The sequence below is a fragment of the Pseudomonas sp. BN414 genome, assembly GCF_029871275.1.
Lineage (GTDB): Bacteria > Pseudomonadota > Gammaproteobacteria > Pseudomonadales > Pseudomonadaceae > Metapseudomonas > Metapseudomonas resinovorans_C.
This window is the reverse complement of the sequence record NZ_SSOL01000075.1, coordinates 219,215-245,399: the sequence shown is the minus strand read 5'-3', so window position 1 is coordinate 245,399 and position 26,185 is coordinate 219,215. Positions and strand designations below refer to the sequence as shown.

Sequence of the window (26,185 nt, the reverse complement as noted above, 5' to 3'; positions counted from 1 at the left end):
TTGCTCCCGTCGATACTTACCATGCTTGAAGGTCGTTTTTTCATCGAAAGGATTTTCGCGACGCTACGCATCACCCAGTCCCCGGTCGCGGAGTCCAGTCATGAGCAACCTCACCGTCAAATACGCACGCAACGGCGCCCTCGCCAGCCTCGGCCTGTATTTCATCGTGGTGATGGTGGTTCTCGCTGTCAGCTTCGGTTACGAGCGCGGCCGCATCGGGGTGAGCCCCACGGACGGCTCGATGAGCTTCTACCAGCAACTCAGCCAGAGCATTCCCGTGCTGCTGGCGAGCCACAAGAAGCCCAGCGGCAAGACCCAAGGCTGACACCCAGAACAGGCCGACGACGATGAAGCAGCAAAAGAACCGCCTCTATTTCCTTGCCGCCCTGGCTTTCATGACCAATGGCTTTTCGCTGATCGGCTGCGCTCACGGCTCGGTGGGTGCAGTCGCCAAGAACATCGAGGCCAACCACAACATCGCCCGCGCCATTGCCAACGAACGCGCCCTGGGGGTGCAGTCGGGCAACCCGCCGACCGAGCGCGAATGGCAGTTGCCGGCCGCCTTCGACGTGAAGTCGCTGAAGTGCTACAGCAGCCTTCTGGCGTGAATGTCGGCTGAACCCGGCCAGTTCAGTTAGACTGCCGCCCCGTTTTTCACTCAAGGGTGCGCCACAGTGTTCATCAAGGCATTACGAGTCGGCCTGGGCCAGCTGATCATCTTCCTCGACCTCATCACCCGCCCGCGCAAGCAGCGCCGCAGTCCGGAAGCTCAAACCCGGGTCGCGGAAGAGGCTTCCAGCCTCGCGCTGTACCAGTTCAACGCCTGCCCTTTCTGCGTGAAGACCCGCCGCGCCATGCATCGGCTGAACGTGCCGGTTGCCCTGCGTGACGCAAAGAACGACGAAACCCACCGTGCTGCCCTGCTGGCCGGTGGCGGCAAGGTCAAGGTGCCTTGCCTGCGCATCGAAGAGAACGGCGAGAGCCGCTGGATGTACGAATCCAACGACATCATCCGTTATCTGGAAAGCCGCTTCGCCAAGGTGTAACCCCACACCGCGGACACAAAAAAACCGGCTCGTAGCGAGCCGGTTTTTTATGCGGAGCTGAAAACTAGAAGTGTTCGCCCCGGTCCGCCTTGTCCAGCAACAGCATCGGCGGCTCGAAGCGCTCGCCGTACTGTTCGGCCAGGTAGCGGGCGCGGGCGACGAAGTCGCGCAAGCCGTACTGGTTGATGAACTGCAGCACGCCGCCGGTCCAGGCAGCGAAGCCGATGCCGAAGATGGAGCCGATGTTGGCATCCGCCGTCGACAGCAGTACGCCCTCCTCCACGCAGCGCACGGTTTCGATGGCCTGGATGAACAGGATTCGGTCGCGCACATCCTCCTGCGGAATCTGCTTGTCGGCCTTCTCGAAGCGCGCCTTCAGCTCCGGCCAGAGCTGTTTTTTGCCGCCGGCCGGGTAATCGTAGAAACCGCCACCTGCGGCTTTGCCAGGACGCTTGTACTCGTTGATCATCAGGTCGATCACGGCGAAGGCCGGATGCTTCGGCAGCAACTTGCCCTCCGCCTTGAGGTCTTCAGCGGTCTGGTTGCGGATGTGGGTCATCAGACTCATGGAGACTTCATCGGAGATCGCCAGGGGACCGACCGGCATGCCGGTCTTGCGCGTCTCGTTCTCGATCATCGCGGCGGAAACGCCTTCGCCCAGCATGGCGATCCCTTCATTGGTGAAGGTGCCGAACACGCGGGAGGTAAAGAAGCCGCGGCTATCGTTGACCACGATCGGCGTCTTCCTGATCTGCAGCACATAGTCGAAGCCACGGGCCAGGGTTTCGTCCGAGGTCTTCTCGCCACGGATGATCTCCACCAGCGGCATGCGATCCACCGGGCTGAAGAAGTGCAGACCAATGAACTTCTCGGGCTTGGACACCGCCTGGGCCAGGCCGGTGATGGGCAGGGTCGAGGTATTGGAGGCGATCACCGCATCCGGCAGCGCTGCGGCTTCGGCAGCGGCGCTGACCTTGGCCTTCAACTCGCGGTTCTCGAAGACGGCCTCTATGATCAGGTCGCAACCCTCGAAATCGGCATCGCTGGCAGTGGCCTTGATCCGCGCGAGGATGGCATCACGCTTCTCGACAGCCATATGGCCGCGGCTGACGAGCTGGTCCAACAGGCCCTGGGTATAGGCCTTGCCCTTTTCCGCAGCCTCCGGCGATACATCCTTCAGCACCACCTCGATACCGGCGATAGCGGAAACGTGGGCAATCCCCGCGCCCATCATGCCGGCACCGAGCACGCCGACTTTCTTCGTCACGTAAGGAGCCGGACCCTTGGGGCGCGAGCTGCCAGCGTTGATCTCGTTCAGCTGGAACCAGAAGGTGCCGATCATGTTCTTGGCCACCTGACCGGTGGTCAGCTCGGTGAAATAGCGTGCCTCGATCAGTTGGGCGGTGTCGAAATCGACCTGTGCGCCTTCGACGGCGGCGCACATGATTTTCTCCGGCGCCGGGAAGCAGCCCTTGGTCTTGTCACGCAGCACGGAGGGGGCGATGGCCAGCATCTGCGCCACATTCGGGCTGGACGGCGTGCCGCCGGGAATCTTGTAGCCGGCGGTATCCCAGGGTTGCGCAGCCTTGGGATTGGCGACGATCCAGGCGCGGGCCTTGGCCAGCATTTCGTCCGGGGTCTGCGCAACGTCGTGGATCAGGCCGGCCTTGAGGGCCTGCTCCGGACGCACCTTGCGCCCTTCGGCGAGGTACGGCAGCGCCTTCTCGATACCCAGCAGGCGCACCATGCGCACCACACCGCCGCCGCCCGGCAGCAGGCCGAGCGTCACTTCCGGCAGGCCGAGCTGCACGCTGTTGTCGTTGAGGGCGATACGGTGATGGCAGGCCAGGCAGATTTCCCAGCCGCCGCCCAGCGCCGCGCCGTTGATGGCAGCCACCACCGGTTTGCCGAGGGTTTCCAGGCGGCGCAGTTGGCCCTTGAGGCCCAGCACCATCTGGTAGAAGGCATTGGCGTCGGCCTTGGTGACCTTGATCAGCTCATTGAGGTCACCGCCGGCGAAGAAGGTCTTCTTGGCCGACGTGATGATCACCCCGGCGATGCCGTCCTTCTCGGCCTCCAGGCGCTCGACGGTCTTGGCCATGGCCTCGCGATACACCGCGTTCATGGTGTTGGCGCTCTGGCCGGGCATGTCCATGGTCAGGACGACGATGCTGTCCTGGCCTTTTTCGTAACGGATGGCGTCAGTCATTCTTCTTCTCCGCCTCAAACGCGCTCAATGATCGTTGCGATACCCATGCCGCCGCCGACACAGAGCGTCGCCAGGCCGTAGCGCAGGTTGCGCGCTTCCAGCTCATCCAGCAGGGTGCCGAGGATGGCGCAGCCGGTGGCGCCCAGCGGGTGGCCCATGGCGATGGAGCCGCCGTTGACGTTGACCTTCTCTTCCGGCACGCCCATGTCCTTCATGAACTTCATCACCACCGAGGCGAAGGCTTCGTTGACTTCGAACAGGTCGATATCGGCCACGCTCAGGCCAGCCTTGGCCAGGGCCTTGCGGGTGGCCGGCGCGGGGCCGGTGAGCATGATGGTCGGGTCGGTGCTGGTGACCGCCGTGGCGACGATGCGCGCGCGGGCTTTCAGGCCCAGTTCCTTGCCCTTGGCGGCGGAGCCGATGAGCATGGCGGCGGCGCCGTCAACAATGCCGGAGCTGTTGCCCGGCGTATGCACGTGGTCAATGCGCTCGACCTGGCTGTACTTGCGCAGGGCGGTGGCGTCGAAGCCCATCTGCCCCATCATTTCGAAGCTAGGCTTGAGGGCACCCAGGCCTTCCAGGGTGGAGTCGCCCCGGATGAACTCGTCATGGTCGAGCAGAACGATGCCGTTCTGGTCGGTGACCGGCACCAGGGATTTCTTGAAGGCGCCCTCGGCACGCGCACGCGCGGCCTTCTGCTGGGAGCGCAGGGCAAAGGCGTCAACATCCTTGCGGCTGAAGCCTTCGAGCGTGGCGATCAGGTCGGCACCGATGCCCTGGGGAACGAAGCTGGTGTGCAGGTTGGTTTCCGGGTCCATGGCCCAGGCACCGCCGTCGGAGCCCATGGGCACGCGCGACATGGATTCCACGCCGCCGGCCACCACCAGGTCCTCGAAGCCGGAACGCACCTTCATCGCCGCCAGGTTCACCGCTTCCAGGCCGGAGGCGCAGAAACGGTTGATCTGCTGGCCGGAAACGGTCTCGTCCCAGTCGGCGACCAGCGCTGCAGTCTTGGCGATGTCGGCGCCCTGGTCGCCCACCGGGGTCACGCAGCCGAGAACGATGTCGTCGACCTGGCTGGTATCCAGGTCATTGCGCTCGGCTAGGGCCCGGAGCAGCCCGGCGATCAGGTTGACCGGCTTGACGCTGTGCAGAGCGCCGTCCTTCTTGCCCTTGCCGCGGGGCGTACGCACCGCGTCGTAAATGAATGCTTCGGTCATGGCGTCCTCTTGAGGCAGCTAGGCGGCACATCGGGTGCCCGTTGTTCTTGTCTGTCGACCACCGGAGTTCCGGCAGGCTGTGGCTACCTTATCGCTATAGGCCATGGGCTCAATGACGGAAAAGCTCAGCCCTATTGACCGCTGCGCTCAGACGAACGGTCGGCTGATGGCCAGTTGCTGGCGAAGGTGAAAGGGATGTGTCTGGCTTCGGGGCTGGTCGATAGCGATCAGCCACCCTCAATAGCCGCGCATTACTAGCAGCACTGCGGTAGTTACCAACCGGTATAAGCGGAATGTGATGCCGGCCCTAGAGTTTGAAATGCAAGCAGCCGCTGCCGGGTTTTGCCGGAGTGGTGATTCGTCCAGAAGCCACGGAGGAAGGTGAGGCTCAGGGCCGGCCGTAGGGAGCCCAGACCGACGCACCTCCAACAACAAAAAAGGCAGTTGGCCATGTTCAAACAGCCGAAAATGCGGCAAGCGAGCCTTATCGTCTTTGCCACCACCGTCATTCTCATCCTTCCCAACCTGACCCGGCTGGTCAGCTGATCGTCAATATTCACCCTCAACTGGTCGTCCTGTGCTGCGTAGCCGCCCCTGCGGCCAACGCAGCGCGGGTAGCCATTCCTTGACGACCGCCAACTGCCGAAGAGGATGTCGGACGCGACTCTGGTCATGCCGAAAAAACGCAGTCCCGTTGGCCTGCGCCCCCTCCGATCAATTGTGCTAGGTTCGCTGGACATGCCTTATCCAGGAGCCGCCATCATGCGTACCCTGCTTGCTGTTCTCGCGTTAGCCCTGAGCCTGCCGGCCGCCGCCGGTGATACCGACCAGGCCGCCGCCATCGAAGCCATGCACCAGCCCAATGCCGTGCTGATCGATGTACGAACCCCGGAGGAAGTAGCCGGAGGCGCCATCCCCGGCGCACACAATATCGGCTATGAGGAAATCGCCCAGAAAATTGCCGAAGTCGCCCCGGACAAGGACACGCCCATAGTGCTCTACTGCCGCAGCGGCCGCCGATCCGGCATCGCCCAGGACAGCCTGAAGGACCTGGGCTATAGCCGGGTGATCAATGGTGGCGGCTACCTGGACCTGAAAACCGCCCTTCACAAGGACTGATCGATGCGCCATGCGCTTCTCGCCCTGCTCTTCTGCCTCACCCCGCTCCACGCCGCCGAGCTGACCCTGGACCTGCCCGGCGGCACCCGAACCTGGGACACCGCCGCCCTGCTGGCCCATCCCCAGGCGCAGGAAGTGACCATCACGGACGACGTCTCCTACAAGAAGACCATGCGCTATCGCGCCGTGCCGGTGGCGGTCTTGCTGGAAGGCGTAGAACCCGACGAGCACCTGCAGGCCGTGGCGCTGGACGGTTTCGCCGCCGAACTGGCCGCAGCCCCACTCTTGAACGACAAAGGCGCCCGCGCCTGGCTAGCCATCGAAGATCCGGCCAAGCCGTGGCCGCCACTGGCAGCCGACAAACCCAGCGCCGGGCCCTTCTACCTGGTCTGGACTGATCCCAAGGCGGCCCGCATCGGCCCGGAGCAATGGCCCTTCCAGGTAGCGCGCATTCGCTATCTGCCTTCCGTGAGCGAGCGTTTCCCGGCCCTGCTCCCGGCCGATGACGCCAGTGCCGAGGTGCAAGCCGGTTTCGCCCAGTTCCAGAAGAACTGCTTGGCGTGCCATCGCCTCAATGGCGCAGGCGATGCCCAGTTCGGACCGGACCTGAACATTCCCCACAACCCCACCGAATACCTCGCCGGCGACTTCCTGCCGCGCTACATCCGCGACCCACAAAGCCTGCGCCGCTGGCCCCAGGGCAAGATGCCGGGATTCTCGAAGGAAGCGATAACGGATGAAGAGCTGGGGCAGTTGATCGGCTACCTGAAGCACATGGCGGGGAGAAAGGTGGCGCCGTAGGTTGACTCTGGCACAAGCCTGTAGGGGCGAATTCATTCGCCAAGGAGGCCGAAGGTCTCCCTACAAACTCCCAGCATTCCCCGACCACCCTCACCCCAGCCCCGCCCTGCGCCCCGGCCTGTTCGCTTCGCGCTCAGGCGTTCATCGGCACCGGAAGCAGTGCTTCCGAAAGCGTGCCTCTTCACCCCAGAGGGAGAGGGGGCTGGCCGTGCCACGGATGTACCTTCGCGCGCTCTTCGTGGGGGCGATTTCAATCGCTACGGAGGCCGAAGGGCTCCCCTGCAATTCCCTGCATTGACCACCCGCCCTCACCCCAACCCTCTCCCAGAGGGAGAGGGGGCAGTTCGTGCCAAGTTGCAGCGACTTGCCACCTTGTGGGGGCGATTTCAATCTCGAAAAAAACTGCCCCTCACACGTTGTACTCCACCGGCGGCGGCGGCAGTTCGCTGATCAGGTCCTGCAGCCCTTCCGCCCATTGGCGGCGGATGTCGGCGAAGTACTTGTCCTCCTCGGTCACCCGGTAGCCGGCCGGGAGGATCAGGCTGTCGCGGTGGTAGACCAGCAAGTCCAGCGGCATGCCGACGGACAGGTTGCTTCGGATGGTGGAGTCGAACGAGACCAGGGCACAGCGCAGGCCCTCTTCCAGGCTGGTGTCGAACTCCAGGTTGCGGTCGAGGATCGGCTTGCCGTACTTGCTCTCCCCCAGCTGCAGGAAGGGCGTGTCCGCGGTGGCCTGGATGAAGTTGCCTTGCGGATAGATGCTGTAGAGCTCCGGTGGGTTGCCGGCGATCTGCCCGCCCACCAGGAAAGAACAGGTCAGGTCGGTATTGCCCGCCAGAGGCGCGCCATCGCGGGCAATGACTTCGCGAATGGTTTCGGCCACCAGCGCGGTGGCGTCGTAGAGGGAAGGCACCGTATTCAGGTTCGGCCCCGCGCCGCCCAGGCGTTGCTTGAGCAGATTGACCACCGATTGCGACGTGGCCAGATTCCCGGCGCTTTGCAGGACGATCAACCGCTCGCCGGTAACGCCGAAAGTGTAGAGCTTGCGGAAGGTGGCGATGTGATCGATACCCGCGTTGGTGCGCGAGTCGGATACGAATACCAGGCCGTCGGCCAGGTGCATGGCGACGCAGTAGGTCATGCCGGTTCTCCTTGTTGAGGCTCTCCGCGTCGGGTGTCCGGCCGCCGGCCCTCGCGGGCTGGCAGTAAGGGGCGGCCGGCGCCGCGGAAAGTTGGGAATCTCGCGTTACTGCACCTGTACCAACAGCGGCGGCGCATCCACCTTGGCGTGCATCTGCTCGCCGCCGCCACCACGACGCATGCCGCGTACCGGACAGGCATCCAGGTAGTCCAGGCCCACCGCCAGTTTCAGGTGACGCTCGGGACGGGCCAGGTTGTTGGTCACGTCGAAGCTGTACCAGGCATCGCCCAGCCAGGCTTCGGCCCAGGCGTGACTAGCCAGGTTCTGGTCATTGCCCTGGTAAAGGTAGCCGGACACGAATCGCGCCGGAATGCCCAGGCTGCGGGCGCAGGCCAGGAACGCGTGGGTATGGTCCTGGCAGACCCCGGCGCGACCGGCGAAGGCTTCGGCGGCAGTGCTGTCGACTCGGGTCACGCCTTTCTTGAACGGCATCTGCGCATGCAGCGCTTCCATCAGGTCGATCAGCCCACCACGATCGCGGCGATCCCCGCACTCGAGCGCAGCGAACTCCCGCAGCGCCTCGTCAGCGGTGGTCAGCCGGGTGAAACGCAGGAAGGGCAAGGCCGAATGCTTGTCGTGTTCGGCTTCGCGCTTCTCGTCGATCTCCACCTGGCCACGGGCGCTGATGACGATGGAGTCGTGGGGTTCGTCCAGGGTCAGTACATGAAAGATGTTGCCGAAGGGATCGATCTGCGCGCGCACCGGACGCGGCAGCGTCAATTGCCAACTGAGCACGTGCTGGCGTTCGTTCTCCTGGGGCGTCAGGCGCAGGTACTGGATGCTCGCGCGGACCTGGTCGTCGTAGCGATAGGTGGTGTCGTGGCGGATGGACAGTTTCATACAGCCTCCAGATACGAGCTGTGGATGGCCCGGGCCAGTTGGCGGACCAGCAGGATGAAGTCGGTGAGCCACGTGTGCAGGCCCTCGTCGAGGATTTCGTCGATGGCGGTGTAACGCAGCCGCGCGTCCAGCTCCGCGGCCAGGCGCTGGGCCGGGCGACCGTTGTCTCCTGGCAGGTGGGCGAGGATGTCGTTCAGCTCCTCCATGCACGCCCGCAGCGAACGGGGTACGTCGGCGCGGAGCAGGAGCAGCTCGGAAACCTGGCGGGCGTCGGGGGAGCCCCGATATACCTCGGTGTAGGCCTCGAAGGACGACAGCGCGCGAAGCAAGGCGCTCCACTGGTAATAGCCGCGAGCGGAGCTGTCGCTGACCTCCTCCGATTCTTCACCGAACATTTCGTAGCGCGAGTCCAGCAAGCGCAGGGTGTTGTCAGCCCGCTCGATGAAGGTGCCCAGGCGAATGAAGCTGTAGGCCTCGCCGCGCATGATGGTGCCGTAGCTGGCGCCGCGGAACAGGTGCGAGCGCTCCTTCACCCATTCGCAGAAACGGCTGATCCCGTAACGGCCGAGCCCCTCACTGGAGATGTTCAGCATCTCCAGCCAGGTGGCGTTGATGTTCTCCCAGATGTCGGCGGTGATCCGCCCGCGCACGGCATGGGCGTTGATCCGCGCGGCACGCAGACAGCTGAAGATGCTCGCCTGGTTGTCGGCGTCGAGGGCGAAGAAATGCAGCATGCGCCCGGCGTTCAACTCGCCATGACGCTCCTGGTACAGCTCCAGGGTGCCGGTGCTGAGCAGCGACATGGCCAGCTCGTCCAAACCATCGCCACGGCCGTCCTGGGGCATCAGCGACAGCGAATAGCTGACCTCCAGCATGCGCGCCAGGTTCTCCGCGCGCTCCAGGTAACGCGACATCCAGTAAAGCTCGGAGGCAGTTCTGCTCAGCATGATCAGTCCTCCACGATCCAGGTGTCCTTGGTACCGCCGCCCTGGGACGAGTTCACCACCAGCGAGCCTTCACGCAGTGCCACGCGGGTCAGGCCGCCGGGCACCAGCCGGGTTTCCCGCCCGGAAAGCACGAAGGGACGCAGGTCGATATGGCGCGGGGCGATGCCCTGCTCGACGAAGGTCGGACAGGTGGACAGGCACAGCGTGGGCTGCGCGATGTAGGCCTCGGGGCGGGCCTTGAGGCGCTCGCGGAAGGCTTCGATCTCCTGGGCGCTGGCGGCCGGCCCCACCAGCATGCCGTAGCCGCCGGAACCCTGGGTTTCCTTGACCACCAGTTCGGGTAGGTGGGCCAACACATGGGACAGTTCTTCAGGCTTGCGGCACTGCCAGGTGGGCACGTTCTTCAGGATGGGTTCCTCGTCCAGGTAGAAACGGATCATGTCGCCGACATAGGGGTAGATGGACTTGTCGTCCGCCACGCCGGTGCCGATGGCGTTGGCCAGCACCACATTCCCGGAGCGATAGGCGGCCAGCAGACCGGGCACACCGAGCATGGATTCGGGGTTGAAGGCCAGGGGATCGAGGAAGGCATCGTCCAGCCGGCGATAGATCACGTCGACCGGTTGCGGGCCGGCGGTGGTGCGCATGAACACCCGGTCGTCACGGACGAACAGGTCCGCCCCTTCCACCAGCTCCACACCCATCTCGCGGGCGAGGAAAGCATGTTCGAAGTAGGCGCTGTTGAAGCGTCCCGGCGTCAGCACCACCACGCTGGGGCTGTCCAGGGGGCTGGAGCTTTTCAGCGTATCCAGCAACAGGTTCGGGTAGTGATCGATGGGGGCGACGCGCTGGGCGGCGAAGAGCTCGGGGAACAGTCGCATCATCATCTTGCGGTCTTCGAGCATGTAGCTGACGCCGCTCGGGGTGCGCAGATTGTCTTCCAGCACGTAGTAGGTGCCATCGCCATCGCGTACCAGGTCCACGCCGGCGATGTGGGCGTAGGTATCGCGGTGCAGGTCCAGGCCCTGCATGGCGATCTGATAGCCCTCGTTGGCCAGCACCTGCTCGGCGGGGATGATCCCGGCCTTGATGATTCGCTGGCTGTGGTAGAGGTCGGCAAGGAACATGTTCAGCGCCTTCACGCGCTGGATGCAGCCCTTTTCCACCACCCGCCATTCGCTCATGGGAATGGCGCGGGGAATGGTGTCGAAGGGAATCAGGCGCTCGGTGCCCTGCTCATCGCCATACAGGGTGAAAGTGATACCGGCTCGGTGGAACAACAGGTCAGCCTCGCGACGTCGCTGGGCCAGCAGTTCTCCGGGCGTGTCCGCCAGCCAGCGGGCGAATTCCCGGTAATGCGGACGGCATTCGCCACTCGCGTCATACATCTCGTCATAAAAAATGCGGGACATGCCTAACTCCTTGTCACCACGGGCAGAAACGCAGTCGCAAGCCCCGTGCCATCGCCACAACTGCTTGCCTTTCAATAACTTGCAGCACACTCGCAGTCGTAGCGCCCCAGACTGGTGCAGCTCGAATAACCGAACTACCCCTGTCGCCCTATTTGGCGGCGGTACAGGGTTGGACGGTGCGACGGCGAGGTGTTCCCCCACTTGTTGCGGAAGAACCGCCATCCCTGGAACGAACAGTCTAGTCCGGCCATGCACGGCCCTAGGGCCCGATTGTTCTATGGATATGTTGCGATTTGGAATTGCCCTATTACCCGCCGATCTATGGTCATAGGCGCCCCTCTATAGGAGCCATTGCCTGGCCACATTTTCCAAGGTCGCGGGAGCCTTCCATACTTGCTCCATTCCAGTGCCTCCCTCCTGCCCCGGAGCAACCTGCCATGCTCACCATCGGAGACAAACTGCCGGCGTTCAACCTGCTGGCGGTTGACCACGACTCGGAACACGCCGCCACCCCGGAGAACGCGTTCAAGCGCGTCAGCCAGGACAGCCTCCTGGGCAAATGGAAGGTGCTGTTCTTCTGGCCCAAGGATTTCACCTTCGTCTGTCCCACCGAGATCAAGGCGTTCGCGGACCTGCTGGAGCAATTCAACGACCGGGATACCCAATTGATCGGGGCCTCCACCGATAGCGAGTTCGTCCACCTCGCCTGGCGCCGCGACCACAAGGATCTGAAGGGCTTGAGCTTTCCCTGGCTGGCGGACATCCAGCACGAACTGGCCAATGCTCTGGGCATCATCGACCGCCGCGAAGGCGTGGCCCTGCGCGCGACCTTCATCATCGACCCGGACAATGTCATACGACATGTCTCGGTGAACGACCTGCTGGTCGGCCGCAACCCACAGGAAACCTTGCGCCTGCTGGATGCACTGCTGACTGAAGAGCTGTGCCCATGCAATTGGCACAAGGGCGAGGCGACGCTGCATTACTGATGCCTCTTTTGTGGGGGCGAATTCATTCGCTATGGGCAACGGAGTTGCCCCTGGGGCCGAACCTGCGGTCCGGTCAGCGAATGAATTCGCCCCCACAGGAAAGCCACAGCAAAGCGCCACCCGCCCCTTCCTTGTCAGCCCCAAAGCCCCGAACTACGCTGCTCAATGCGACCAGCGGCCGTATTTTTCGGCGCGCTTTTCGTCGCATTCGCCGACGGCATGCAGTTCCGCCGAACAGGCTCCGCACGTCATGTACAACAGGAGTCGACAATGCCTTCGTTCAAACCCGTTTCCCTTTCATTCGCCGTCAGTTGCGCCTGCCTCATCGCCTCCGCCCAGGCCGCCGAACCGCTGAAGCAGCTCGGCAAGGGTGAAGGCCAGCTCGACATCATCGCCTGGCCCGGATACATCGAACGCGGCGAGTCGGACAAGAACTACGACTGGGTGACCCAGTTCGAGAAAGACAGCGGTTGCAAGGTCAACGTGAAGACCGCCGCCACCTCCGACGAGATGGTCAGCCTGATGGCCAAGGGCGGCTACGACCTGGTCACCGCCTCCGGCGACGCCTCCCTGCGCCTGGTGTTCGGCAAGCGCGTGCAGCCGATCAACCCGGACCTGATTCCCAACTGGAAAACCCTCGACCAGCGCCTTCAGGACGCGCCCTGGCACACGGTAGAAGGTGTGCATTACGGCACGCCGTACCAGTGGGGCCCGAACCTCCTGATGTACAACACCAAGCTGTTCAAGCAGGCGCCGGACAGCTGGGCCGTGGTCTTCGAGCCTCAGGACCTGGCCGATGGCAAGTCCAACAAGGGTCGCGTGCAGGCTTACGACGGCCCCATCTACATCGCCGACGCTGCGCTCTACCTGAAGTCCGCCAAGCCGGAACTGGGCATCCAGGACCCGTACCAGCTGACCGAAGTGCAGTACACCGCAGTGCTCGACCTGCTGCGCAAGCAGCACAGCCTGGTGCACCGCTACTGGCACGACGCGACCGTGCAGATGAGCGACTTCAAGAACGAAGGCGTGGCCGCCTCCAGCACCTGGGGCTACATGGCCAATACCCTGAAAGGCGAGAAGCAGCCCGTGGAAACGGTGTTCCCGAAAGAAGGGGTCACCGGCTGGGCCGACACGACCATGCTGCACGTCGACGCCAAGCACCCGAACTGCGCCTACAAGTGGATGGATTGGTCGTTGCAACCCAAGGTCCAGGGTGACCTGGCCGCCTGGTTCGGCTCGCTGCCCGTGGTCGCCAAGGGCTGCACCAGCAGCGAACTCCTCGGTGCCAGCGGCTGCGCCACCAATGGTTACGACCAGTTCGACCAGATCGCCTTCTGGAAAACCCCGGAAGCCCAAGGTGGGAAGTTCGTCCCGTATAGTCGGTGGACGCAGGACTACATCGCGATCATGGGCGGTCGCTGAACTGGCTGCGCGACCTGATGACTGCGTTGCGTCCTCGCTCGGCGCGTCGCCTACCAGAAGGTATGTCTCGCGCCTCGCTGCGGGGCGCCTTGCCCTCAGGCCGCTCGCTCAGTCCAGCCCGTAGCACGATGCAACCTCCCCTCTCCCTCTGGGAGAGGGGCCGGGGGTGAGGGTAGTTCGAGTTAGCTCGGTGTCCCCTCATCCGAACGCGCCCCGCCCAACCCTCTCCCGGAGGGAGAGGGAGCAAAGCCCTCCGGAGTCATACCTATGACCACAGCCGTCCAGTTCACCGATGTCTGCCGCCACTACGGTGATGTGAAGGCGGTCGACCGGGTGTCCATCGAGATTCGCGACGGCGAGTTCTTCTCTATGCTCGGCCCATCCGGCTCGGGCAAGACCACCTGCCTGCGCCTGATCGCCGGTTTCGAGCAGCCCACCTCAGGTTCCATCCGCATCCACGGCGAGGAAGCCGCTGGCCTGCCGCCCTACGAGCGCGACGTGAACACCGTGTTCCAGGACTACGCCCTGTTCCCCCACATGAACGTGCGCGACAACGTCGCCTACGGCCTCAAGGTGAAGGGCGTAGCCAAAGCCGAGCGCCTGGCCCGCGCCGAGGAAGCCCTGGGAATGGTTGCCCTGCCCGGCTATGGCGACCGCAAGCCGGCGCAGCTGTCCGGCGGCCAGCGCCAGCGTGTGGCGCTGGCCCGTGCGCTGATCAACCGTCCGCGCGTGCTGCTGCTCGACGAACCCCTCGGCGCGCTGGACCTCAAGCTGCGCGAGCAGATGCAGGTGGAGCTGAAGAAGCTGCAGCGCCAGCTCGGCATCACCTTCATTTTCGTCACCCACGACCAGGGTGAAGCGCTGTCCATGTCCGACCGCGTCGCCGTGTTCAACAAGGGCCGTATCGAGCAGGTGGACAGTCCGCAGAACCTCTATCGCAAACCAAGTACCCGCTTCGTTGCCGAGTTCGTCGGCACCGCCAACGTGCTCCACGGCGACCTCGCCCAGCGCCTCACCGGCACGGCCGGGACCTTCTCCCTGCGTCCGGAGCATGTGCGCTTCGGCAACGCCAGCAATGGCGAGCTGCAAGTCAGCGGCACCGTGCATGACGTGCAGTACCTCGGCGCCAGCAGCCGCTACGAGCTCAATCTGGACGGCGGTGGGCGCCTGGCGGTGAGCCTGCCCAACGGCGAAGAAACGGATGTCGCACGCCCCCAACCCGGCCAACAGGTACAGGCCTGTTGGCCCCGCAGCGCGATGGTCGCGCTCAGCGAGTAGGCCATGAGCGCTGTCATCGCCAGCCATCAGAGCGGTCCGCTGCGGGGGCTATCCAACCTGCTCTACCGCCGCTCGACGCTCTACCTGCTGCTGCTCCTGACCCCGCCCCTGCTCTGGTTCGGGGTGATCTACATCGGCTCGCTGTTCGCCCTGCTCTGGCAGAGCTTCTACACCTTCGACGACTTCACCATGGCGGTGACGCCGGACCTGACGCTGGCCAACTACGCCGCCCTGTTCAACCCGGCGAACTACGACATCATCCTGCGCACCCTGACCATGGCCATCGCCGTGAGTCTGGCCAGCGCAGTCCTGGCCTTCCCCATCGCCTACTACATGGCGCGCTTCGCCTCGCCGAAGGAGAAAGCCTTCTTCTATATCGCCGTGATGCTGCCGATGTGGGCCAGCTACATCGTCAAGGCGTATGCCTGGACGGTGATCCTGGCCAAGGGCGGCATCTTCTACTGGCTGATCCAGCAGCTGCATCTGGAGACCTTGCTGGGAAGCCTGCTCACCGTACCCGGTGTGGGAGGCAACACCCTGTCCACGTCGCACCTGGGGCGTTTCCTGGTATTCACCTACATCTGGCTGCCGTTCATGATCCTGCCGATTCAGGCTTCCCTGGAGCGTCTGCCACCGTCGCTGCTGCAGGCTTCGGCGGACCTCGGCGCCAGGCCCCGGCAAACCTTCGCCCAGGTGATCCTGCCGCTCGCTTTTCCGGGTGTGGTGGCCGGCTCGATCTTCACCTTCAGCCTGACCCTGGGCGATTTCATCATCCCGCAACTGGTGGGCCCCAGCGGCCTGTTCATCGGCACCATGGTCTACGTACAGCAGGGCTCGGTGGGCAACATCCCGCTGGCGGCGGCCTTCACCCTGGTGCCCATCGTGCTGATCGCCATCTACCTGTCCATCGCCAAACGGCTGGGGGCCTTCGATGCACTCTGAGAAAGCGTCCTGGGGTCTGCGCCTGGCGGCCTGGGGCGGGCTGGTGTTCCTGCACTTCCCGATCCTGGTGATCCTGCTCTACGCCTTCAACACCGAGGAGTCGTCCTACAGCTTCCCGCTGCAGGGCTTCACCCTGGAATGGTTCTCCGTGGTGGGCGGTCGCGAGGATGTGCTGCAGGCCATCGTCCTCTCGCTGAAGGTCGCCTGCCTGGCCACCGCCCTGGCCATGGTGCTTGGCACCCTCGCCGCTGCCGCGCTCTATCGCCGCGACTTCTTCGGCAAGGAGAGCATCACCCTGATGCTGATCCTGCCCATTGCCCTGCCCGGCATCATCACCGGCATCGCCCTGCTTTCCGCATTCAAGACCCTTGGCATCGATCCGGGTATCTTCACCATCGTCGTCGGCCACGCCACCTTCTGCGTGGTGATCGTCTACAACAACGTGATCGCGCGGTTCCGTCGTACCTCGCACAGCCTGATCGAGGCGTCGATGGACCTGGGCGCCGACGGCTGGCAGACCTTCCGCTACATCATCCTGCCGAACATCGCCACCGCGCTGCTGGCCGGCGGCATGCTGGCCTTCGCCCTGTCTTTCGACGAAATCATCGTCACCACCTTCACCGCCGGCCACGAACAGACCCTGCCCCTCTGGCTGCTCAGCCAGCTCAGCCGCCCGCGCGACGTTCCGGTGACCAACGTGGTGGCGCTGCTGGTGATGCTCGCCACGATGCTGCCCATTCTCGGCGCCTACTACCTGACGCGCGGGACCGAGACGGTGGCTGGGGGTGGGAAGTAAGAGTTCCAGGCCTGCACCTTCTCCCTCGCTTTGCTCCCCTCTCCCGCTTGCGGGAGAGGGGCCGGGGGTGAGGGTGAGGGTGATGAGGCTGATCCAGACCACGCGGCTGTAGGCATTCCGCAGCCCTCTACCTAGCCCTCCCCTAGCCGGTCGCCCCTGAAGGGAGAGGGAATGATCACGAGGCCCCCACCATGCAAACCAAACTGTTGATTAACGGCCAGTTCGCCGCCGGCGAAGGCGAATCGCTGGATGTGCTCAACCCGGCCACGGGCGCCGTGCTGGTGAAGATTCCCGAAGCCAGCGAAGCCCAGGTCGACGCCGCCGTCCGAGCCGCCGACGCGGCCTTCGAGGGCTGGGCGCGGACCTCACCGCGCGACCGCGCCACCCTTTTGCTGAAGCTGGCGGACAAGATCGAGGGCCATGCCGAAGAGCTGGCAAAACTGGAGTCGGACAACTGCGGCAAGCCCTACGCCGCTGCACTGAACGACGAGATTCCAGCCGTGGCCGATGTGTTCCGCTTCTTCGCGGGCGCCAGCCGCTGCCTGACCGGCTCGGCGGCGGGCGAATACCTGCCGGGATTCACCTCGATGATTCGCCGCGACCCGGTGGGGGTGATCGCCTCCATCGCACCCTGGAACTACCCGCTGATGATGGCCGCCTGGAAGCTGGGCCCCGCACTGGCAGCCGGCAACACCGTGGTACTCAAACCCTCGGAGCAGACGCCCCTTACCGCCCTGCGCCTATCGGAGTTCATCGCCGAACTCCTGCCACCGGGCGTGGTGAACATCGTCCTCGGCCGCGGCCCCAGCGTGGGCAGTCCACTGGTGTCGCATCCATTGGTGCGCATGGTGTCGCTGACCGGTTCGGTGGGCACCGGCAAGGCCATCATCAAGAGCGCCGCCGATAGCGTGAAACGCACCCACATGGAACTGGGCGGCAAGGCGCCGGTAATCATCTTCGATGACGCCGACCTGGCCGATGTGGTCGAGGGCATCCGTACCTTCGGTTTCTACAACGCAGGCCAGGACTGCACTGCAGCCTGCCGTATCTATGCCGGCAAGAAGATCTACGACAACTTCGTGGCCGACCTGGCCAGCGCGGTATCCAGCCTCAAGACCGGCCTGCAGACCGACCCGGCGACCGAACTCGGTCCACTGATCACCCAGAGCCAGCGCGAACGCGTGGCCGGCTTCGTCGAACGGGCCAGCACTCTGCCCCACATCCAGATCGCCACGGGCGGCAAAGTGGTCGCGGGCAGCGGCTTCTTCTACGAGCCCACGGTGGTGGCCCATGCGAAGCAGGACGACGAGATCGTTCGGCGCGAGGTGTTCGGCCCCGTGGTAACGGTCACGGCCTTCAGCGACGTGGACGAGGCGGTGCGCTGGGCCAACGACTCCGATTACGGCCTGGCTTCATCGATCTGGACGCGAGACGTGGGCCGCGCCGCTGCGGTGGCATCGCGGTTGCAGTACGGCTGCACCTGGATCAACACCCACTTCATGCTCACCAACGAAATGCCTCACGGCGGTTTCAAGCAGTCCGGCTATGGCAAGGACCTGTCCATGTACGGGCTGGAGGACTACACCGTGGTGCGGCATGTGATGATCAAGCATTAGCGCAGGAGCATTGTGGGGGCGAATTCATTCGCTAAGGGCAGCGCAGCTGCCCCCTTGGAATCTCGATGGCCGAACCTTCGGTCCGGTTAGCGAATGAATTCGCCCCCACAGGAAAGCCCGCGACTGGGCCTCAGCCAAACGCCAGATTCAACCAGCGGCGATAGAACCCTTCCGCCACCTGGTTCAGCGCCTTCACCTTCGCGGGCAGGTCTTCGAGCATGCGCGCCCGGGCTTGCTGGCTGGCCTGGGTTTCGTCGAGCAGGTGCGCCCAGTCGGTCAGCCAGCCCTGCACCAGATCTTCGGTCATCTCCGGATGGCCCTGCAGGGCCAGGACCTTGTCGCCCCAGGAGAAGCCCTGGTTGGGGCACCAGGGGCTGTCCATCAACCATTGGGCGCCTTCCGGCAGGTCGAACGTATCGCTGTGCCACTGGTAGATCGAGAACTCCTGCGGCAGGTGCGCCATCCAGGGGTTGTCAGTGGCCAGGGCACGCTTTTCCAGCGGCTGCCAGCCGATCTCGGTGTAGGGCATGCGATGCACCGAAGCGCCCAGTGCGCGGGCCAGCAGCTGGCCGCCCAGGCAGTGGCCGATCATGGGCACATCGCGAGCGATGAAGTGCCGCAAGGCAGCGATTTCCGCCCCGATCCAGGGCAGCGGGTCGTTGACGCTCATGGGACCGCCCATGATGGCGACCGCCTTGGGTCGATCGAGGTCGTAGCCATCCAGTTCGCCCAGGTCCGTGCGCAATACGGTGAAGTCGCGTTGCTCACGGTCAAGGACAGTGGCCAGATGGCCGGGTGGGCAAAAATCCGCGTGGGTAAGAATCAGGATGTCGGTCATGGGGTCCCCTCCGTTGAGGGAGTCTGAGGCAAAGGCCATGCCGAGGTCGAGTAAAGGAAGTCTATGTTTTTGCTGGGAATACCCGAGCCAGAGGGGGGAAGCAAAAGCAGCCGGGAAATTGTCCGGAATGCCCGGTTCGCAGCAGGTGGGCCGCCACGAACCGGGATAGCCTCACGGCCGATTGGCGCTGACTTCCTGCGTCACGCCCCAGCCATCGAGCACGCCACCGAGTGGGACCACCAGGGCCTCCAGGTCGTGCTCGAAATCACCGATTCCCGCGTGGGTCGCGTACATCACCTTGCTCACCTGCAAGTGCCAGGCGCCATCGGCGCGCACCGATACCTGAGCATTCAATGACTCACCACGGAAATTCTTCGCTGCCGTTCGCGCCCGGTCCTCGTCGGGGAAAATGGCGTAGAACTCGATTGGGTGAACACGGGCGAAGTCGAATCCGCCCTCTTTCATGCGGCGCAACAGACTAGTGCTGACATCATCGTGGAAGGCTGTGCTCATGAAACGACCTCCTCTTAGCGATGGATGAGTGTTCCGCTCTTACCGCTTATCTTCGAGAAGCCGCTGGAATGGGCTCCGCGACACCATGCAGTGCCGCCCCCGGGTCGACCCTGCAGACACAGCGCCAAACCCTGACCGGGTCCCGCGCGGACCCAGCCACTGATTCACTCGTGGAGTGATTTTTCAGCTTTCATTTTGCAGGGTAGCGCCACCGCAGCCGGTCTGCCGGAAAGCTGGACAAATTGTCACAAAAGTGGCGACAGGCGGCGCTCACGCCAGATTCGCCAACAAATTGGCCTTTTTCAGCCAAGCGCCCCAGGGGTGACGGTTGCAGGAGCGAGCTCTGCTCGCGAAAGGGGGCGCTGGGACTGTTCGCGAGCAAGATCGCTCCTACGGGTTCAAGAACCGCTCAGGAGTTTCATGATCCCCCGGTTCACCCAGGCCGGCGAAACCTGCCCCGCACCGTACATCAGGCGGAACAGCCAGCTCACCGGCCGATGCACGGTCGCGCCATGCGCTTGCTGCCAGGCGGCCTGGGCGATGTCCTCGGCGTTCAGCTTCACCCCGAGGCGACGCAGCACCGGCGGCTCGAAGCGCTGGCTGCTGACCATGGGCGTCCGCACGAACGGCGGCATCAGGTCGCCGACGCGGATGCCATGGCGACGCCATTCGAGCTCCAGCGCTTCGGTGAAGCCGCGCACCGCGAACTTGGAGGCCGAGTAACTGGCCATGTGCGGCGTGCCGTACACGCCGGAGGCCGAGCCCATGCTGATCACCTGCGCGCCACGGGTTGCCTTGAGGTAGGGAAAGGCCGCATGGGTCACCTGCACCAGCCCCAGCACGTTGATGTTGAGGATGCGCGCATGCTCGGCCATGTCGATTTCCTCGAAGTTGCCGAAGCGCAACACGCCTGCGCAGTTGAACAGCAGGCGCAGCTGGCCGTCGTGATGTCCGCAGAAGTCGGCCAGGGCGGCCTCCACGGCGGCCAGGTCAGTCACATCCAGCGTCCGGCTCCAGACACCACCCAGTGCGGCCGCCTGGGTGGACAGTGCGTCGGCGTCGCGGTCGATCAACCCGACCTGCCAGCCGCGCTCGTGAAACAGGCGGGCGGTCGCCGCGCCGATACCCGAGGCGGCGCCGGTAATCAGGATGTTGTCCATCTCAGGCCTCCTCCTCTACATGCCTGCAGATGAAGTCGGCGGCGCTGGCCAGCGCCTGATCGGCGGTACGCAGCACGCCGGTGTGGGCCTGGAACACATGCCAGAGCCCCGGATAGCGCTCCAGTCGCACCCAGCCACCGGCCCCACGGACCCGTTCGGCCAGGCGCAGGCTGTCGTCGCGCAGGACTTCGTCCTCGGCCACCTGCACCAGCATCGGCGACAGTCCGGAAAGATCGGCGAACAGCGGCGACAGAACCGGATCACGACGATCCACCCCGGGCGGACAATAGAGGTCCATGGCCTGTTCCACCCAGGCCGGGTGGATCAGCGGGTCGCCCGCCGGCGGATTGTGCTGGGCCGTGCCGCTGAGGTCGGTGACCGGCGAGAAGCAGATCAACCCCGCCGGCCGGGGCAGGCCCTGGCGACGAATCTCCAGCGCGGTGAGCAGGGTCAGGTTGCCGCCAGCCGAGTCGCCGCCGATGACGATGCGAGAAGCTGGGTAGCCGGCATCCAGCAACTCACGGTAGGCGGCCACGGCGTCTTCCCTGGCGGCCGGGAAAGGGTGTTCCGGCGCCAGGCGGTAATCCTGGGCGCACACCGCCACTCCGGCGCGCCTGGCGAGGCTCGCGGTGATGGCCCGGTGCGTAGCCGGCGAGCCGGTGATGAACGCACCACCATGCAGATAAAGCAGCACCACATGGCTGCCCCCCTGCGGCCGGTGCCATTCACAGGGTCGGCCGCCCAACAGCCCGGCCTCGCGCAGCACGCCCCGTGGCGCCAGGGTGCTGGCGGTGAGCAGCCGCAATACCAGCCGCTGCACCTGGACGGGCAGCGGCGGCCGCATCAGGCCACGGAACAACAGGCGCAGGGCGCCGCGCAGGGTCGCGCGCAGCAGCGGCTGGCCGGGTTCAGGGGCGGTGAACTCAACGGGTGCATTCATACAGATCCAACTCCAGGCGACGGGTCTTTTGGCGGTAGCTGAAGGTGAAACCCGGCCAGTTGTTGGTGTTGCGGCCGTCAGCGGTCTTGTACCAACTGTTGCAGCCCTGCTCCCAGACGGTATGGCGCACGTCCTGTTGCAGGCGCCGGTTGAAATGGCGTTGCACCTCGGGTTTGAGGTCGAGGTAGCGCAGGTCGACCAGTGCCCGAATGCCGTCCAGAACGTAAGGGAACTGGCTTTCCAGCATATAGATGATGGAGTTGTGGCCCAGGTTGGTATTGGGGCCGTAAAGAATGAACAGGTTCGGGAAACCGCTGACGCTGACCCCGAGATAGGCCTCGGCTCCCTGGCGCCATGCCTCGTTCAAGTCGCGCCCCTCCAGCCCGCGAATGCTCATCGGCGCAAGGAAGTCGGTAGCGGTGAACCCGGTGCCGAGGATGATGGCGTCCACCTCATGGCGCCGGCCATCGCTGCTCACCACGGCATCCGCCGTCACTTCGCGGATACCGCAGTCGATCACCTCCACGTTCGGCCGCGCCAGTGCGGGGTAGAAGTCGTTGGAAATCAGGATGCGCTTGCAACCCAGCGGATAGTCCGGCACCAGCTGCTGACGCAACGCCGGATCGGCGATGCCCCGCGCCAGATGCTGGCGGAAGCGGAACTGCATCAGTTTCATCAACGGCGGGAACACCGAGAACGCCAGCACGCGCGATTCGTGCTGGATGTACTTGAGCATCCGGTCGAACTTCTGCAGCCATGGCAGGCGCCGCATCACGGCCAGCTCCCAAGGCCGGTAGGGACGGTCCGGCTTGGGGATCACGTAGGCCGCGGATCGTTGGAACAGCGACAGGCGCGCCACCTTCGGAGCGATCTGCGGAATGAACTGGATGGCGCTGGCGCCCGTTCCAATCACCGCCACCCGCTTGCCCTCCAGTGGGTAGTCATGGTTCCAGCTGGCCGAATGGAACAGCTCGCCCTTGAAGCCATCGAGCCCTGCAATGCGCGGCCAGGCCGGTCGGTTCAGTTGGCCACAGGCACTGACCAGCGCCCTGGCACGAAAGCTTTCGCCCTGCCGGGTCCGTACTTGCCAGGTGCCGCTGGGCTCATCGAACTCGGCGCCTTCCACCTCGCAATCGAAACGGATGTGCCGGCGCAGGCCGTACTTGTCGGCGCAATGGCGCTGATAGGCGAAGATTTCTGCCTGCGGGGCGAACTTGCGCGACCAGTCGGTCTTGGGCTCGAAGGAAAAGGAATAGAGGTGCGAAGGGACATCGCAGGCTGCGCCGGGGTAACTGTTGTCACGCCAGGTGCCGCCGACCTCGCTGCCCTTCTCCAGGATCAGGAAGTCGTCGATGCCGGCCCTTTGCAACTGGATGGCGAGGCCCAGGCCACCGAAACCGGCGCCGATGATCAGCACATGCAAGGGTGCCGACCGCTGGGAATTGTTGTGCATTGTTATCTCCCGTTCCGTGCCGGGAGATGCTAGTCCGCCTTTGCCCGAACGGGAATGACACTACGAGCCGTGAAAGTGGGAAATTGGGACAGAGGTACCATTGCCGACCGCAATCATCCGCTCGGCAATGGCTTTTCGGAAGAAAGATCCAGACCGGTTCAGCGGCCGGCGCGCGACTCGCGGATGTAGAAGCGGGCCTTCTCGGCCTTGTTGGTGCAGCCCTCGAACGCCTCGAACTGCTGTTGGGTCTTGGCTGCGGTCAGCAGGCTCAGCGCCTTGGAGTAGCTCACGGTGCCGGAGAACCCTTCGGCCTTGGCCAGGTCCAGTTCCTGCCAGGCCGCATCGAGCTCCGATGCACAGCTGCTGCGGTGGACCGTATTGCCGGCGCAACCGACGAGCAACAGGGCAATCAAAGGTACGCTGATCCAAGCTTTCATGAATAAAACTCCAATGGTGAAGATCGACAAAGTCTAGTGTGTCGATAGGCCGTTAGGTACCCGAAAGATTCAACTGCGTGGACGGCTCGGCAGGTAGCGACGGCCCTGCCACCCGCGTATCGTCGAAGCACTATTGTCGGGGGAATTGCGAATGAGCAAGCGCGTGGCATTGGTGCTGGGTTCAGGAGGTGCGCGCGGCTATGCGCACATCGGCGTGATCGAGGAAATCGAGGCACGCGGCTACGAGATCGCCTGCATCGCCGGCTGCTCCATGGGCGCCGTGGTCGGTGGCATATACGCCGCCGGCAAGCTGCACCACTACCGTGACTGGACCGAAAGCCTGGATTACCTGGATGTGCTGCGCCTGCTCGACGTGAGTTTTCGCCTGGGCGCCATTCGCGGCGAAAAGGTCTTCGGGCGCATTCGTGAGATCGTCGGCGAGATCAACATCGAAGACTTGTCGATTCCCTACACGGCAGTCGCCACCGACCTCACCAACCAGCAGGAAATCTGGTTCCAGGAAGGTTGCTTGCACCAGGCCATGCGCGCCTCGGCCGCCATCCCCAGCCTGTTCACCCCGGTGGTCCAGGGCAGCCGCATGCTGGTGGACGGCGGCCTGCTCAATCCGCTGCCGATCGTGCCGGTGGTGTCCAGCCACTGCGACCTGATCATCGCCGTCAACCTCAACGCCACCACCCAGCGCGAGTACCAACTCCCGGTGATCGAGCGACCCGACGCCATCAAGGGCCGCATCGACCTGCTGATGGAATCCCTCAGCTCGCGCCTGCCCTTCCGCAAGCGCGGCAGCGACCAGGAACTGATGTTGCTCGATCCGGAAAGCCTGCCCGGCGGCAATCCCTGGCTGGAAGATGCCGCACCGCAGATGCAGCAACCGGCGGCCGCACCGGAAATCGCAGGCGCTCCCAAGTCCGCCAGCGGTTCCCATGTGATCGCCAGCGTCGGCCCGGCCTCGCTGCTGGATCTGGTGAACCAGAGTTTCGAGGTAATGCAGACGTCGCTCGCGCAATACAAGATCGCCGGCTACCCGCCAGACATCCTGATCAACGTGCCCAAGCGGGTGTGCCGCTTCTTCGAGTTCTACAAGGCGCCGGAGCTGATCCAGCTGGGCCGGCAGATCGCCCGAGAAACACTGGAGCGGTACGAGCAGGGGAATTGAGGGGCGGCACCGACCCTTGTGGGGGCGAATTCATTCGCTGAGGGCAGCGCAGCTCCCCCAAGGGGTTCAGAACGCCGGACTTTCGGTCCGGTTAGCGAATGAATTCGCCCCTACAGGTACCTGTGCACCCCACTCCATCGGTGCGCTAAAAAATCGACCAACCAATTCGCTCGGACAGTTTCTCCAGCGCCGCCATGCCCACCAGGGAATTGCCGGCTTCGTTCAGCTCCGGCGACCAGACGCAGACGGTGAAGCGCCCCGGCACCACCGCGACTATCCCACCCCCTACCCCGCTCTTGCCCGGCAGGCCGACGCGGTAGGCGAAGTTGCCGGCTTCGTCGTAGAGGCCGCTGGTGGCCATGATGGCGTTCAACTGCTTGGTCTGGCGCGGGGTGAGCACTTCCTCGCCGCTGTGCGGGCTGACGCCGTTATTGGCGAGGAAACTGAAGGCCAGCGCCAGGTCGGCGCAGCTCATGCGGATGGCGCAATGGTGAAAGTAGCTGTGCAGCACGGCTTCCACGTCGTTGTGGAAGTTGCCGAAGGATTGCATCAGGTAAGCCATGGCGGCATTGCGTGCGCGGTGCTGGTACTCGGAACGCGCCACCACTTCGTCCGACACCACGCGTGGGTTGCCGGACAGACGACGGACGAAATCGCGCATCGAGAGCGACGGCGCGGCGAACCGCGATTCGTTGATATCGCAGATCACCAGGGCGCCGGCGTTGATGAAGGGGTTGCGCGGAACGCCACGCTCGAACTCCAGTTGCACCAGGGAATTGAACGGCTGCCCGGAAGGCTCGTGCCCCAGTCGCGCCCAGATGCCCTCGCCGGAATGCTGGATCGCCTGCACCAGACTGAAGACCTTGGAGATGCTCTGGATGGAAAAAGGCGTCAGGCCGTCGCCTGCGTAGAACAGCTCGCCGTCGTTGCTGTAGACGGCAATGCCGAGCTGGTCCGCGCTGACACACGAAAGCGCGGGGATGTAACTGGCGACCTTGCCCTGGCCGATCAGGGGGCGTACTTCGTCGAGGATTTCGTTCAACAGCTGCTGCATGCCGGTCCTTCCATTGTGGGAGCGTGAGCGCGCTCATGCAGCTCTGGACGCGTGCCGTGGCCAGGACGGCACACGAGATATCAGGCCTCGCGCAAGCGATAGCCGACGCCGGCCTCGGTGACGATGAATCGTGGATTGGCCGGGTCATCACCGAGCTTCTGCCGCAGATGCCCCACCACCACCCGCAGGTAATGGGTGTCCTCGACATGGGTCGGGCCCCAGATGTCCTTGAGCAATTGCTGCTGGGTGACCACCCGGCCGAGGTGACGTGCCAGTTGCGCGAGCACTGCGTACTCCTTGCGGGTCAACCCCACTTCCTCGCCTTCGAGGGTCACCCGGCGATAGGCGAAGTCGAGCCGCAACGGACCGCTGGCAACGCTGGCCTCCGGCTGTTCGCCCGGCCCAGCCTGGCGCAACAGCACGCGCACGCGGGCGAGGAACTCCTGGATACCGAAGGGTTTGGTCACGTAGTCGTTGGCGCCACGGTCCAGGGCCAGCACCTTTTCGCCCTCGCTGGCGCGCACCGAAAGCACCAGTACCGGTACCTGGGACCATTCGCGCAGTTCACGCAACACGTCCTGGCCGTCCATGTCCGGCAGGCCGAGGTCGAGCACGACCATGTCGGGCTTGGCCAGTGCCGCCTGCTCCAGCCCTTCACGGCCATTGGCGCCCTCCAGCACCCGGTAGCCCTGGGCCGTCAGGCTGATGCGCAGGAACTTGCGGATCTGTGCTTCGTCATCGATGACCAGGATGGTCGGCTGGTTGGTACTCATTC

Annotated in this window: 26 protein-coding genes; 12 read left to right on the top strand and 14 right to left on the bottom strand. The window is 64.2% G+C overall.

Annotated features, from left to right (window positions below):
• The first annotated feature begins 100 nt into the window (after positions 1-100).
• The 3 genes from E8E95_RS23630 (at position 101) to E8E95_RS23620 (ending at position 1,046) form a co-directional block, all read left to right on the top strand.
• Positions 101-325 (top strand): hypothetical protein, encoded by a 225-nt coding sequence (locus E8E95_RS23630; RefSeq protein WP_280354314.1) that lies wholly within the window; start codon positions 101-103, stop codon positions 323-325.
• A 22-nt stretch (positions 326-347) separates the two neighbouring features.
• Entirely contained in the window at positions 348-608 is a 261-nt protein-coding gene (locus E8E95_RS23625; RefSeq protein WP_280354312.1) for a hypothetical protein, read from the top strand.
• A gap of 66 nt (positions 609-674) precedes the next feature.
• Positions 675-1,046 carry a glutathione S-transferase N-terminal domain-containing protein gene (locus E8E95_RS23620; RefSeq protein WP_280354310.1) on the top strand — a complete coding sequence of 124 codons (372 nt, stop codon included), beginning with the start codon at positions 675-677 and terminating at the stop codon, positions 1,044-1,046.
• A gap of 64 nt (positions 1,047-1,110) precedes the next feature.
• On the opposite strand, the gene E8E95_RS23615 is transcribed toward E8E95_RS23620, so the two are convergent.
• Both E8E95_RS23615 and E8E95_RS23610 read right to left on the bottom strand, forming a co-directional pair.
• Positions 1,111-3,255: a 3-hydroxyacyl-CoA dehydrogenase NAD-binding domain-containing protein gene (locus E8E95_RS23615; RefSeq protein ID WP_280354309.1), complete on the bottom strand. Its 2,145-nt coding sequence runs from the start codon at positions 3,253-3,255 to the stop codon at positions 1,111-1,113.
• A gap of 14 nt (positions 3,256-3,269) precedes the next feature.
• Positions 3,270-4,475 (bottom strand): acetyl-CoA C-acetyltransferase, encoded by a 1,206-nt coding sequence (locus E8E95_RS23610; protein ID WP_280354307.1) that lies wholly within the window; start codon positions 4,473-4,475, stop codon positions 3,270-3,272.
• A gap of 762 nt (positions 4,476-5,237) precedes the next feature.
• Between E8E95_RS23610 and E8E95_RS23605 the strand changes: the two genes are divergently transcribed.
• A complete protein-coding gene (locus E8E95_RS23605; RefSeq protein WP_280354305.1) occupies positions 5,238-5,594 on the top strand; it encodes a rhodanese-like domain-containing protein in 357 nt (118 codons plus the stop codon).
• A 3-nt stretch (positions 5,595-5,597) separates the two neighbouring features.
• Complete coding sequence (locus E8E95_RS23600; RefSeq protein WP_280354303.1) at positions 5,598-6,395, top strand: cytochrome c; 798 nt, start codon at positions 5,598-5,600, stop codon at positions 6,393-6,395.
• Positions 6,396-6,804: 409 nt separating this feature from the next.
• Here E8E95_RS23600 and E8E95_RS23595 read toward each other — a convergent pair whose 3' ends face one another.
• The 4 genes from E8E95_RS23595 to E8E95_RS23580 all read right to left on the bottom strand — a co-directional run bounded on the left by E8E95_RS23595 (position 6,805) and on the right by E8E95_RS23580 (position 10,795).
• Entirely contained in the window at positions 6,805-7,536 is a 732-nt protein-coding gene (locus tag E8E95_RS23595) for a proteasome-type protease (protein ID WP_280354301.1), read from the bottom strand.
• A 105-nt stretch (positions 7,537-7,641) separates the two neighbouring features.
• Positions 7,642-8,436, bottom strand: coding sequence for a transglutaminase family protein (locus tag E8E95_RS23590; protein WP_280354299.1), 795 nt, complete (start codon positions 8,434-8,436; stop codon positions 7,642-7,644).
• The gene (locus tag E8E95_RS23585; RefSeq protein ID WP_077525491.1) at positions 8,433-9,383 is read right to left on the bottom strand and encodes an alpha-E domain-containing protein; all 951 of its coding nucleotides are present in this window, start codon (positions 9,381-9,383) and stop codon (positions 8,433-8,435) included. The genes E8E95_RS23590 and E8E95_RS23585 overlap by 4 nt, the downstream gene beginning before the upstream one ends.
• Before the next feature lie 2 nt (positions 9,384-9,385).
• Positions 9,386-10,795, bottom strand: a complete 1,410-nt coding sequence (locus tag E8E95_RS23580; protein WP_280354297.1) for a circularly permuted type 2 ATP-grasp protein — start codon at positions 10,793-10,795, stop codon at positions 9,386-9,388.
• Positions 10,796-11,232: 437 nt separating this feature from the next.
• On the opposite strand from E8E95_RS23580, the gene E8E95_RS23575 reads away from it, so the two are divergent.
• The 6 genes from E8E95_RS23575 to E8E95_RS23550 all read left to right on the top strand — a co-directional run bounded on the left by E8E95_RS23575 (position 11,233) and on the right by E8E95_RS23550 (position 17,838).
• Complete coding sequence (locus tag E8E95_RS23575; protein ID WP_280354295.1) at positions 11,233-11,784, top strand: peroxiredoxin; 552 nt, start codon at positions 11,233-11,235, stop codon at positions 11,782-11,784.
• Positions 11,785-12,054: 270 nt separating this feature from the next.
• The gene (ydcS, locus tag E8E95_RS23570) at positions 12,055-13,206 is read left to right on the top strand and encodes a putative ABC transporter substrate-binding protein YdcS (protein WP_280354293.1); all 1,152 of its coding nucleotides are present in this window, start codon (positions 12,055-12,057) and stop codon (positions 13,204-13,206) included.
• 267 nt (positions 13,207-13,473) lie between these two features.
• Positions 13,474-14,484, top strand: coding sequence for an ABC transporter ATP-binding protein (locus E8E95_RS23565; protein ID WP_280354291.1), 1,011 nt, complete (start codon positions 13,474-13,476; stop codon positions 14,482-14,484).
• Positions 14,485-14,487: 3 nt separating this feature from the next.
• On the top strand, positions 14,488-15,426 hold the full coding sequence (locus tag E8E95_RS23560; protein ID WP_280354288.1) for an ABC transporter permease: 939 nt from the start codon (positions 14,488-14,490) through the stop codon (positions 15,424-15,426).
• Positions 15,416-16,222 carry an ABC transporter permease gene (locus tag E8E95_RS23555; protein WP_280354286.1) on the top strand — a complete coding sequence of 269 codons (807 nt, stop codon included), beginning with the start codon at positions 15,416-15,418 and terminating at the stop codon, positions 16,220-16,222. Before E8E95_RS23560 ends, E8E95_RS23555 begins: the two co-directional genes overlap by 11 nt.
• A 191-nt stretch (positions 16,223-16,413) precedes the next feature.
• Entirely contained in the window at positions 16,414-17,838 is a 1,425-nt protein-coding gene (locus E8E95_RS23550; RefSeq protein ID WP_280354284.1) for a gamma-aminobutyraldehyde dehydrogenase, read from the top strand.
• Positions 17,839-17,968: 130 nt separating this feature from the next.
• Here the strand turns inward: E8E95_RS23550 and E8E95_RS23545 are convergent, their stop codons facing one another.
• From E8E95_RS23545 to E8E95_RS23520, 6 genes are all read right to left on the bottom strand, one after another.
• Complete coding sequence (locus E8E95_RS23545) at positions 17,969-18,676, bottom strand: type 1 glutamine amidotransferase (protein ID WP_280354282.1); 708 nt, start codon at positions 18,674-18,676, stop codon at positions 17,969-17,971.
• A gap of 171 nt (positions 18,677-18,847) precedes the next feature.
• Positions 18,848-19,189, bottom strand: coding sequence for a ribonuclease E inhibitor RraB (locus tag E8E95_RS23540; RefSeq protein WP_280354280.1), 342 nt, complete (start codon positions 19,187-19,189; stop codon positions 18,848-18,850).
• A gap of 398 nt (positions 19,190-19,587) precedes the next feature.
• Entirely contained in the window at positions 19,588-20,349 is a 762-nt protein-coding gene (locus tag E8E95_RS23535; protein WP_280354278.1) for an SDR family oxidoreductase, read from the bottom strand.
• Between the two features lies 1 nt (position 20,350).
• On the bottom strand, positions 20,351-21,289 hold the full coding sequence (locus tag E8E95_RS23530; protein WP_280354277.1) for an alpha/beta hydrolase: 939 nt from the start codon (positions 21,287-21,289) through the stop codon (positions 20,351-20,353).
• Positions 21,273-22,742, bottom strand: coding sequence for an NAD(P)/FAD-dependent oxidoreductase (locus E8E95_RS23525; RefSeq protein WP_280354276.1), 1,470 nt, complete (start codon positions 22,740-22,742; stop codon positions 21,273-21,275). Before E8E95_RS23525 ends, E8E95_RS23530 begins: the two co-directional genes overlap by 17 nt.
• A gap of 158 nt (positions 22,743-22,900) precedes the next feature.
• Entirely contained in the window at positions 22,901-23,179 is a 279-nt protein-coding gene (locus E8E95_RS23520) for a hypothetical protein (RefSeq protein WP_179059945.1), read from the bottom strand.
• Positions 23,180-23,330: 151 nt separating this feature from the next.
• Here E8E95_RS23520 and E8E95_RS23515 point away from each other — a divergent pair, with 151 nt between their 5' ends.
• Positions 23,331-24,356 (top strand): patatin-like phospholipase family protein, encoded by a 1,026-nt coding sequence (locus E8E95_RS23515; protein ID WP_280354275.1) that lies wholly within the window; start codon positions 23,331-23,333, stop codon positions 24,354-24,356.
• 145 nt (positions 24,357-24,501) lie between these two features.
• Here E8E95_RS23515 and glsB read toward each other — a convergent pair whose 3' ends face one another.
• A complete protein-coding gene (gene glsB, locus E8E95_RS23510; RefSeq protein WP_280354274.1) occupies positions 24,502-25,410 on the bottom strand; it encodes a glutaminase B in 909 nt (302 codons plus the stop codon).
• Positions 25,411-25,490: 80 nt separating this feature from the next.
• Positions 25,491-26,183 carry a response regulator gene (locus E8E95_RS23505; protein WP_280354272.1) on the bottom strand — a complete coding sequence of 231 codons (693 nt, stop codon included), beginning with the start codon at positions 26,181-26,183 and terminating at the stop codon, positions 25,491-25,493.
• Between the last annotated feature and the right edge of the window lie 2 nt (positions 26,184-26,185).